Genomic DNA, 9,268 nt, shown 5'->3' on the forward strand with positions numbered 1-9,268 from the left:
GGGTTTGTCATCAAGCTCGATGGATGGCAAATCCATTCTTTTTTATTTTTGTGTCTGTGTATCGGGGTTGGTCGATTTTAAATTGGTGTTATAATAAAAAAGTTAGGGTTTGCTGTGGGGGATCTAAGAGATTTATTGGTTTTTCCTTTATTCAATAAATGTGCTATTTTATTATCAAACTGATTTATTCTTGTTCAATAAGGCGGATCAAGGAGACCGATATATGGACATTCATTTAAAAAAGTTATATGAGAAGCTGCTGGCTTCGTATGTTTCTTCAAAAAAGGAAGATCATTTGTACAGTGTACAACAATTGAGCAAATGGTTTATGGAAAAGCGGATTCCACCGGATGAAGTGCTTAACATTCATGTTGGGGCGATGAAAAAGCTGTTTCCTGACTTGCCGGAAGAGATAAAATCATCTTTTGATTTGCTAATCGAAATCATGATTGGCTATGGGATATCCTACCGTGAAAAGGAAAAACTGGTTAACCGGCAGAGAGAACTGGAGAATGAAATTGAAGTAGCTGTTGGTATGCAACAGACGCTTTTGCCGGCCGCTCCTCCTGCCTTGGAAGGTGTTGATATTGGTGTGATCAGTGTTGCGGCCAAGCAGATGAGCGGTGACTATTATAATTTTGTTGACCATGGATCCGGTTCTCTGGGTGTAGCGATCGCCGATATTATTGGAAAAGGAATTCCTGCCGCTCTTTGCATGTCTATGATTAAGTATGCCATGGATCGACTGGATGCCCCGCCTTTTACTCCTTTATCTCCGTCTGATATTTTACGTGATTTGAATACGGTGGTGGAACGCAATGTCGACCCCAGTATGTTTATTACCATGGTTTACGGGGTATATGATTCCATGAATCACCATTTTCGATATGCTACGGCCGGGCACGAGCCTGGACTCTTTTACAGCAATGAGACAGACGAGTTTTTTGATTTGGAAGCGAAGGGGCTTGTGCTTGGAGTATCCAGGGAAGTCAAGTATCCTGAATATAAATTGAAATTGGCTCCACAAGATGCGATTATTTTATTCTCAGATGGGGTAACTGAATGTAAGGTTGATGGCCAATTTATAGAACGAGATACCTTGAAGAAAATAATTCGAAACAACATTCATCTGCCTGCGCAGGAAGCCGTGGAAGCAATCCATCAGACACTTTATGACATGTGTAATTATCAAATAAGGGATGACCAAACGATTGTTATTTTAAAGCGAGTGGAGAGTTAATCGGAAAGGGCAGATGGTAAAGGGAGGTACGGATGTATGAATCTCGCTGTTCAAGTAATGAATGAAGAAGAAAATCAGATTACCGTTTCAGTTGAGGGAGAAGTGGATGTATATACCGCTCCCCAGCTTCGGGAAAAATTATTGCCCCTTTGTGACGGAAAACATTGCATTATAGTTGATCTGACTCATGTCGATTATATTGACAGCACCGGATTGGGTGTATTGATCGGGGCTTATAAAGCGCAAAGAGCAACAGCTGGCAAGTTCGTCATTTCCGGAATGAATGCCCGCTTGTCCCGCCTTTTCAAAATAACAGGATTAAATGAAGTTATGGAAATTGAAGATAAAGTGCAGGAGGATGGCTGCTGATGAATGATAAACCCTTGGATCTGGTTAATTTGATGATTCCCGCCAAGCCGGATTATGTTGGAATAGCAAGACTGGCTGTTTCAGGAATTGCTAATCGAATGGGTTTTTCCTATGACGATATTGAAGATCTGAAACTGGCAGTTTCAGAAGCGTGCACCAATGCCGTTGATCATGCCTATTGCGGTGGTGAAGGTGAAATCGAGGTGAATTGCAATATTTTTACCAACCGCATTCAGATTGAAGTGATTGATCGCGGAAACAGTTTCAATGTCGAAGAAGTGGAGAAAAGAACAGGCCCGATCAAGATGGGAAGATCGATGAATGCGATTCGGGAACGAGGCTTGGGTCTTTATCTTATAAAGTCTTTGATGGATCACGTTGATATTAAAGGCGATAATGGTGTCATTGTGAAAATGACCAAGTATATCCGAAAGGACGTGGTGGAACCCCATGTCGAAACATCCACATCCTTCCCCACTAACGGATGAACAAATCCACAAACTGATAGAACGGTTTCAAAAAAACGAGGATGCTGAAGCACAGGAAATCCTGATCCATCATTATCGCAGTCTTGTCGAAATGATTGCTTATAAATTTGCCTATGGCAGTGAGCCGTATGAAGATCTGGAACAGGTGGGAATGATTGGATTGATTGCCTCGCTGAAACGGTTTGACCTGTCCATGGGGCGGAGTTTTGAGAGTTTTGCCGTCCCAACCATTGTCGGGGAAATTAAACGGCATATGCGTGATAAAACGTGGAGTGTGCATGTTCCCAGACGGATTAAGGAGTTGGGTCCACGGATTAAAAAAGCGGTTGAAGAGTTGACGACAAAATTTCAGCGCTCCCCTTGTGTGAATGAGATTGCTGAATATTTGGGAGTTAGTGAAGAGGAAGTCTTGGAAACGATGGAGATGGGACGCAGTTATCATGCGGTTTCGGTGGATAATCCCATCGAGGCAAGCAGTGATGGAAGTCAGGTGACTTTATTGGATCTGGTAGGATCGGAAGACAAGGAGTATGATCAGATAGACCGCAAACTTTTGCTGGAAAAAGTATTTTCCGTTTTAAGCGAACGGGAACAGGAAGTATTGAAATTGACGTTTTTTGAAAATCTCAGTCAAAAACAGGCTGGCGATAAGCTGGGAATCTCTCAAATGCATGTATCCCGTCTGCAGCGCCGGGCTTTGCAAAAACTGAGGCAGGCGATCCGGATGGAACCGTCTGAAGTAATATAAGTCAATTTGGTGTACCTGCTTGAGGTATGCTTTTTTTATTTTAAAAGAATGCGCTTACAAGCAGGTGTTTTTAAAAGATTTGTAGAAATTGTATTAATGTAATTCGAATTTCGTTTTTATTTTGTTGTTTGTTATTGGTTAACAAAAGATTTAACTCTTTTATGCGGGTATGGCTGACCAATTGTCCCTGGCCTGCAAAAAAGAACCAATGCCTCTTGTCTGCGATTGAGCCAACGGAGTGGTTGAACTGTTCCGGAAAACGTTGCAAGGGGCTATCCGTCTGGCTGGAGAATTGTTGGAGATATGGGATATTTATCAATGGGTATGTGGAATCCTGATTCACTGCCATGTCCAAGACAAGTCGGTTTCATGGATATGGTTATTCTGTTGAACTATAGATAAATGTTGCCCTCCCACAGAATGGGAGAGCGGGTGGTCCGGTCGAGGACCTCATACTTCTGTTGCATGGATCTGCGGCTTCAAATGGAGTATAAAGTTGCTGCCACAACTTTATACTCCGTCAGATACGCGATGATTGACGAGGGGAGTGACCGGCAATCTCTTCCCCTGACCGCTGCCGGATTGTCAAAGATCAAGGATCTGCGATCAGCATGAGAAGCCGCAGGAATAAGGATATGCTGCCGTTTCAGAAAATCGGCTGTAACTCTACTCTGCCTTATTGGTACCAAGCAAAATGGGATACGGTTTTTAGAGAGGATGAACTTGCGCTGATGTCAGGGTGATTAAATCCAGCCTCTGGCTTCCATGGCATCAGTGATTCGTTTGATTGCAACCATATATGCTGCGATCCGGAGGTTTGTCTGTTGTTCTTTTGCGAGGGAGTATACTTCGCTGAAGGAATGCACCATGATTTTCTGCAGTTTGCTGTTGACTTCTTCTTCAGACCAATAATAATTCATCAGGTTTTGTACCCATTCGAAATACGAAACAGTGACACCGCCGGCATTGGCCAAAATGTCAGGGAGCAAAAGAATGCCGTTGTTGAATAAAATTTCGTCTGCTTTTGGTGTTGTCGGTCCGTTGGCTGCTTCAGCTACAATTTTTGCCTTGACGCGGTCTGCATTTTTATGAGTAATGACATTTTCAAGTGCGGCTGGAATCAGTATGTCTACATCCAACTCCAGCAATTCTTCCGGATTTTCAATCCTTTGTGCATCGGGATTGTCTACAATTGAACTTGTTTGGCCGTCTTTTAACCGTTTTACCTGGTCAAGGTTTAAACCGTCCTTTTGGTAAATGGCACCGGAGGTGTCACTCACAGCAACGATTTTGCATCTTTTTTCCGACAACAGGTCAGCCACAATTCGACCGGCATTTCCAAATCCCTGGATGGCAACAGTTGCTCCTTCAAGAGGTTTTTCCAGGGTTTTCATGGCCTGTTCGATGACATAGACACAGCCTCTGGCCGTTGCTTCGTTACGACCTTTGGACCCGCCCAGACTGAGGGGTTTCCCTGTAATGACCCCTGGACTGAAATGCCCTTTTAATCGGCTGTAAGTATCCATCATCCAACCCATCGTTTGTGCATTGGTATACACATCGGGAGCAGGAATATCTTTTTCCGGACCGACGATATCGGCGATAGCCTCCATAAACCCGCGGCTGATCCGCTGAAGCTCTCCCTTGCTCAATTCATGGGGATTACAGATCACACCGCCTTTGCCGCCTCCAAAAGGAACATGGGCAACCGCACATTTAAAACTCATCCACATGGACAAGGCCTTTACTTCATCCATGGTAACATTCGGATGAAAGCGAATTCCTCCCTTGGTTGGCCCCACAGCATCGTTGTGCTGGGAACGGAAGCCTTCAAACATACGGATGGAACCATTGTCCATTTTCACAGGAAAAGAGACATACAGGACGCGTTTCGGTTTTTTAAGAATGTTAAGAACTTCTTCCCGGATACCAAGCCGTTTTCCTGCTTGGTCAATTTGGGACTGAACAATTTCATAAGGATTCAAAGACTCTGTTTCGACATGAGTAACGGTTGATACTGACAATTTTCATTCATCCTCTCTTTTTAAATATACATTTTTCGAATATCTTTTTTTATTTTAAGTTTTTTGATCCAACGAATCAATCTATTAATGAAATAAATTAATACAGTTGTCAAATAAATTACCATAAATTACAATTCATTTCATTATCCTGACAAAATCAGGAGATTGCATGCTGTTTTTACAGAGTTTGTTTTTAAAGAACCGGAGCTGGATTATCACAAGACCAGCTTCTTTTTTTCTTTGACGGTCACTCTGATAGGGTTTGCCAAAATGGTTCTTTTCATACGGAATCTGTCCATGCTTGTATAATGGTTTCCCACTGTAACCGTCCTTATTCCGGTCAGGCTCCATGTCCCGGTTTTCCGTTTGAATTTACCTGTTCATTTCCAAATAACAGGATTTGTTGTTTATTATGTTTCAAAAAAAACACTTTTTCTATATCAATCTGGAACCAAGACAAATATTCTGTAAAATACGAAAAAGTGTAATTATTTGTTGCCAAGCAGGTATTCCTGAAAGATTTATAGAAATCGTTTGATCGTTTTACCCATTTAACGGTTGACGGATAAATCCGTTACAATAGATAGAGTCAGCCGGTTTTTACTGGCCGGTGCTTGAAAGCAGGAAAGCAGGTGGAAGAACTGATGGATCAACAGCAAATGTTTGCGTTAATTGCAAGTGAATTGGGAATCAATAGCAGACAGGTTAAAGCAAGTGTCAAATTAATGGAAGAAGGAAACACAATCCCTTTTATTGCCCGTTACCGTAAAGAAAAAACAGGCGAACTGGATGAGGAAAAATTACGGTCAATTGAAGAAAGATATCATTATCTGACCCAGCTTTCTTCCCGAAAAGAGGAAGTACTTCGTCTTATCGATGAACAGGGAAAATTGACCGATGAACTGCGGAAAAGGATTGAGCAGTCGACCAAATTGCAGGAAGTGGAAGATTTGTATCTTCCTTATCGGCCCAAGCGGAAAACAAGGGCGTTGATGGCCCGTGCAAGAGGTTTGGAGCCTCTTGCACGGTTGATGACGGAAACCGCAGATGTTTCAGCCATTGAAGAAGCAGCCCGTCAATATGTTGACGGGGAGAAAGGGGTTGAGTCCACAGAAAAAGCCCTGCAGGGAGCTATGGATATTTTGGCTGAAGAACTGGCTGAGGATGCAGAAATCCGGAAATGGGTGCGCCAATTCACCTGGAAAAACGGCCTGCTTATATCCAGGGCGAAAGATCCAAAAATCCGTTCCGTTTACGAGATGTATTATGATTATTCAGAGCCCGTACATAAAATGCCTTCCCACCGCGTGCTGGCCGTCAATCGGGGAGAGCGGGAAGAAATATTGAAAATCAGGATATCTGTCGATGAAGAAAAAATTTACCGGCGGTTGAGGGAGTGGTTTTCCCTTCCACTTCATTCCTTTCTGGAAGCCGTTGTCCAGGACAGTTACAAACGCCTGCTCTCTCCTTCGATTGAGAGAGAAATCCGTTCGCAAATGACTGAATCTGCAGAGAAACAAGCAATTCGAATCTTCTCGGAAAACCTGAGGCATTTATTGTTGCAACCACCCGTACGTGGCAAAATGGTGTTGGGGGTTGACCCGGCCTATCGAACAGGTTGTAAATGGGCGGTTGTTGATGATACCGGCAAAATGCTGGAAATAGGTGTGATTTATCCGACCAAACCGCAGGAAAAGGTTGAAGAGGCGAAAGCGGAAATATTGAGGCTTCTTGATAAATATCTCATTGAAATCATTGCGATTGGGAACGGGACGGCTTCTCGCGAAACAGAGGCCTTTATTGCAGAAGTGATTCAGGAAGCGCCACGTCCCGTTTATTACATCATTGTGAATGAAGCCGGGGCAAGTGTTTATTCGGCTTCCAAGTTGGCCAGAGAAGAGTTTCCCGATCTGGATGCAGCCCGGCGCAGTGCAATTTCCATTGCCCGTCGTTTGCAGGATCCGCTGGCCGAACTGGTGAAAATTGATCCGAAGTCTGTCGGAGTAGGGCAATACCAGCATGACGTTTCGCAAAAGGAATTGGGCAATAGTCTGGCCAAAGTGGTGGAATCGGTTGTCAACTATGTGGGGGTTGACGTAAATACAGCATCTCCGTCTTTATTGCAATATGTATCGGGAATAAGCATGACAGTGGCCAAAAATATTGTGAAGCGTCGTGAAGAGATCGGAAGGTTTACCAACCGTTCCCAGTTGAAAGAAGTGCCTCGCCTGGGTGCCAAAACCTATGAGCAGTGCATTGGCTTTTTGCGAATTCATGACGGAAGTAATCATCTTGATCAAACCCCCATCCATCCTGAATCCTATGGGGTTGTGGAAAGCCTGTTAAAATTGCTGGAGGTTGAACCCGGGCAGATTGGAAGTGACAAGCTGAAAGAGTTGCTGAAACAGGTCGATACGGAAAAAACAGCCCAAGAGTTGGGTTGCGGGGTCCCGACATTGAGAGACATTATCGGATCACTCCTGCGGCCCGGAAGAGATCCCCGCGATGAATTGCCAAAACCGCTATTTCGTTCCGATGTACTGAAACTGGAAGATTTGCATGCAGGAATGCATTTGCGGGGAACGGTAAGAAATGTAGTCGACTTTGGCGCTTTTGTCGATATCGGTCTGAAACATGATGGTCTGGTTCATATTTCCCACATGAGCAAAAAATTTGTGCGCAATCCAATGGATATTGTCACAGTAGGGGACATTGTGGATGTATGGGTGACAAGTGTTGATGTGGAGCGCGAAAGAGTGGGATTAAGCATGATTCCCGTAACCACGCAAGAATTAATGGAAACCAAATAAAGAAGTGCCAGCGCACTTCTTTATTTGCAGCCTCAGGAGAAATGCGTCCTGTCAGGCGTGCGGAGAAAAGCGGTTTTTCTTTTATTCAGGTATGCGAACCAGCATTGATTAAGAAAAATGATTTGCCGCCGGTCCTTTTTATGGAAGGCACACATCATTTGCTTAATCAGCCATCTGGGCATTTCTTCCTTTCCCCCCAAAAAGCCGTTTGTTCACTTTATGTGGAATATGGCTTTGTCCGTGCCGTTTCCTGTCAGAGGGAGTGCAGGAAACTGAAATCGGGAAAATAACCAGGATGATCAAGAAAAAAGGAGGATGTGCAATGACCAAATCGTGGAAGATCGGCTTTATCGGTTTGGGAATTATGGGCAGGTCCATGTCGTTTAATCTTTATCGTGCCGGTTATGAAGTAATGGTCTGGAACAGAACAGCATCAAAAATGAAAGAAGCAGAGAAATGGGGGGCAAAAACTGCCTCATCGCCCAGGGAACTGGCCCAATATTGCAATCTGATCATCACCATGGTCGGAGACACTCCGGATGTACTGGAAGTGGTCGAGGGAGAAGAAGGCGTGATCCATGGGGCCAGACCCGGTACATATCTGATTGATATGAGCACCATTTCGCCTGAAGTAACCCGCTCTCTGGCGGAACGGGTCAAAAAACACGGAATCGTTATGCTTGATGCGCCAGTTAGTGGCGGTGACGTCGGGGCGAAAAACGGGACTTTGTCAATCATGGTTGGCGGAGAAAAAAAAGATGTGGAACAGGTGATGCCTGTATTCAAGGCGATGGGACAAAAAATTACCCATTGCGGGCCGGTTGGCGCCGGACAGACGGTTAAAGCGTGCAACCAGATATTATGCGGACTCAACCTGCTGGGTATGGTTGAAGCTTTTGCTTTTGCACGGAAGTCAGGTGTAGACCTGGAAAAAATGCTGGAAGTAACCACAAAGGGCGCGGGAGATTCGTGGGCCTTGTCCAATTACGGTCCCCGTGTCATCAAAGGGGATCTTGACCCTGGATTTACGGTTCAATTCCAGCAAAAAGATTTGCGGATCGTGTTGCAGGAAGCTGAAAAAATAGAACTTCCGCTTCCGGGGACCGCCATCGTTCAACAGCTGCTCCGTTCGATACAGGCTTATGGCGGAAATGAAGACGGAACACAGTCATTGATCCGGGTCATGGAAAGACTGGGAAATGTGGAGATTGTACCCAAAAAATAAGAGCGGGTTTATTCCCGCTCCGAGCTTGATGACAAACCCCAAGCTTTTTCGCAAGAAAAGGGCTTGGGGTTGTATATTTCAGGGAGATAAACAAATGAAGGAAATTCAATTTATTAATTAGCCGGATCACAAGGCTTTTTCCTCTCTTCGAGAGGAGCAGAGCCAGTTTTTTAACATTTTGGGCCATGGCCGTAAGGAGGCATTGCTCTTTCACTTTGGCAAGCCCCCTGTAACGGGCATAGCGAAGACTATGCAGTTCTTTTGCGTCAGCAAAGCTGCGCTCAATGGTTTCGCGACGTCGTTTGTACAGTTGTTTTCCTCTTTCACTCAAACGGTTTTTTCGAACCCATTCTTTGGCATTTTT

General features: G+C 44.3%; 9 protein-coding genes and 1 pseudogene. 7 read left to right on the plus strand and 3 right to left on the minus strand.

The window, feature by feature from the left end; all coding sequences use genetic code 11:
- The first annotated feature begins 223 nt into the window (after positions 1–223).
- The 5 genes from H2C83_RS10135 to H2C83_RS18150 all read left to right on the plus strand — a co-directional run bounded on the left by H2C83_RS10135 (position 224) and on the right by H2C83_RS18150 (position 3,460).
- The gene (locus tag H2C83_RS10135) at positions 224–1,240 is read left to right on the plus strand and encodes a PP2C family protein-serine/threonine phosphatase (protein ID WP_181740348.1); all 1,017 of its coding nucleotides are present in this window, start codon (positions 224–226) and stop codon (positions 1,238–1,240) included.
- Between the two features lie 36 nt (positions 1,241–1,276).
- Entirely contained in the window at positions 1,277–1,609 is a 333-nt protein-coding gene (locus H2C83_RS10140) for an STAS domain-containing protein (protein ID WP_181740350.1), read from the plus strand.
- Positions 1,609–2,097, plus strand: coding sequence for an anti-sigma B factor RsbW (gene rsbW / locus H2C83_RS10145; RefSeq protein ID WP_181740352.1), 489 nt, complete (start codon positions 1,609–1,611; stop codon positions 2,095–2,097). Before H2C83_RS10140 ends, rsbW begins: the two co-directional genes overlap by 1 nt.
- Positions 2,060–2,845 carry an RNA polymerase sigma factor SigB gene (sigB, locus tag H2C83_RS10150; protein ID WP_181740354.1) on the plus strand — a complete coding sequence of 262 codons (786 nt, stop codon included), beginning with the start codon at positions 2,060–2,062 and terminating at the stop codon, positions 2,843–2,845. Before rsbW ends, sigB begins: the two co-directional genes overlap by 38 nt.
- Before the next feature lie 483 nt (positions 2,846–3,328).
- The gene (locus H2C83_RS18150; protein ID WP_281364137.1) at positions 3,329–3,460 is read left to right on the plus strand and encodes a hypothetical protein; all 132 of its coding nucleotides are present in this window, start codon (positions 3,329–3,331) and stop codon (positions 3,458–3,460) included.
- A 128-nt stretch (positions 3,461–3,588) separates the two neighbouring features.
- On the opposite strand, the gene H2C83_RS10160 is transcribed toward H2C83_RS18150, so the two are convergent.
- Positions 3,589–4,869, minus strand: coding sequence for a Glu/Leu/Phe/Val family dehydrogenase (locus tag H2C83_RS10160; protein ID WP_181740358.1), 1,281 nt, complete (start codon positions 4,867–4,869; stop codon positions 3,589–3,591).
- 644 nt (positions 4,870–5,513) lie between these two features.
- Between H2C83_RS10160 and H2C83_RS10165 the strand changes: the two genes are divergently transcribed.
- Complete coding sequence (locus tag H2C83_RS10165; RefSeq protein ID WP_181740360.1) at positions 5,514–7,679, plus strand: Tex family protein; 2,166 nt, start codon at positions 5,514–5,516, stop codon at positions 7,677–7,679.
- Between the two features lie 32 nt (positions 7,680–7,711).
- Here the strand turns inward: H2C83_RS10165 and cmpA are convergent, their stop codons facing one another.
- On the minus strand, positions 7,712–7,861 hold the full coding sequence (gene cmpA / locus H2C83_RS10170) for a cortex morphogenetic protein CmpA (RefSeq protein WP_181740362.1): 150 nt from the start codon (positions 7,859–7,861) through the stop codon (positions 7,712–7,714).
- Positions 7,862–8,001: 140 nt separating this feature from the next.
- Here cmpA and H2C83_RS10175 point away from each other — a divergent pair, with 140 nt between their 5' ends.
- Entirely contained in the window at positions 8,002–8,904 is a 903-nt protein-coding gene (locus tag H2C83_RS10175) for an NAD(P)-dependent oxidoreductase (protein ID WP_181740364.1), read from the plus strand.
- Between the two features lie 145 nt (positions 8,905–9,049).
- Here H2C83_RS10175 and H2C83_RS17780 read toward each other — a convergent pair.
- A pseudogene (locus H2C83_RS17780) lies at positions 9,050–9,268 on the minus strand (transposase); the annotation flags it as partial.

It is taken from the genome of Thermoactinomyces mirandus (assembly GCF_013868055.1).
GTDB classification, from domain to species: Bacteria; Bacillota; Bacilli; order Thermoactinomycetales; family Thermoactinomycetaceae; genus Thermoactinomyces; species Thermoactinomyces mirandus.

Bases quoted from the DNA above. Each gene is read 5' to 3' on its own strand.
- H2C83_RS10135 (WP_181740348.1), top strand. From the start codon at position 224: ATGGACATTCATTTAAAAAAGTTATATGAGAAGCTGCTGGCTTCGTAT.
- H2C83_RS10140 (WP_181740350.1), top strand. From the start codon at position 1,277: ATGAATCTCGCTGTTCAAGTAATGAATGAAGAAGAAAATCAGATTACC.
- rsbW (WP_181740352.1), top strand. From the start codon at position 1,609: ATGAATGATAAACCCTTGGATCTGGTTAATTTGATGATTCCCGCCAAG.
- sigB (WP_181740354.1), top strand. From the start codon at position 2,060: ATGTCGAAACATCCACATCCTTCCCCACTAACGGATGAACAAATCCAC.
- H2C83_RS18150 (WP_281364137.1), top strand. From the start codon at position 3,329: ATGGAGTATAAAGTTGCTGCCACAACTTTATACTCCGTCAGATACGCG.
- H2C83_RS10165 (WP_181740360.1), top strand. From the start codon at position 5,514: ATGGATCAACAGCAAATGTTTGCGTTAATTGCAAGTGAATTGGGAATC.
- cmpA (WP_181740362.1), bottom strand. From the start codon at position 7,861: ATGCCCAGATGGCTGATTAAGCAAATGATGTGTGCCTTCCATAAAAAG.
- H2C83_RS10175 (WP_181740364.1), top strand. From the start codon at position 8,002: ATGACCAAATCGTGGAAGATCGGCTTTATCGGTTTGGGAATTATGGGC.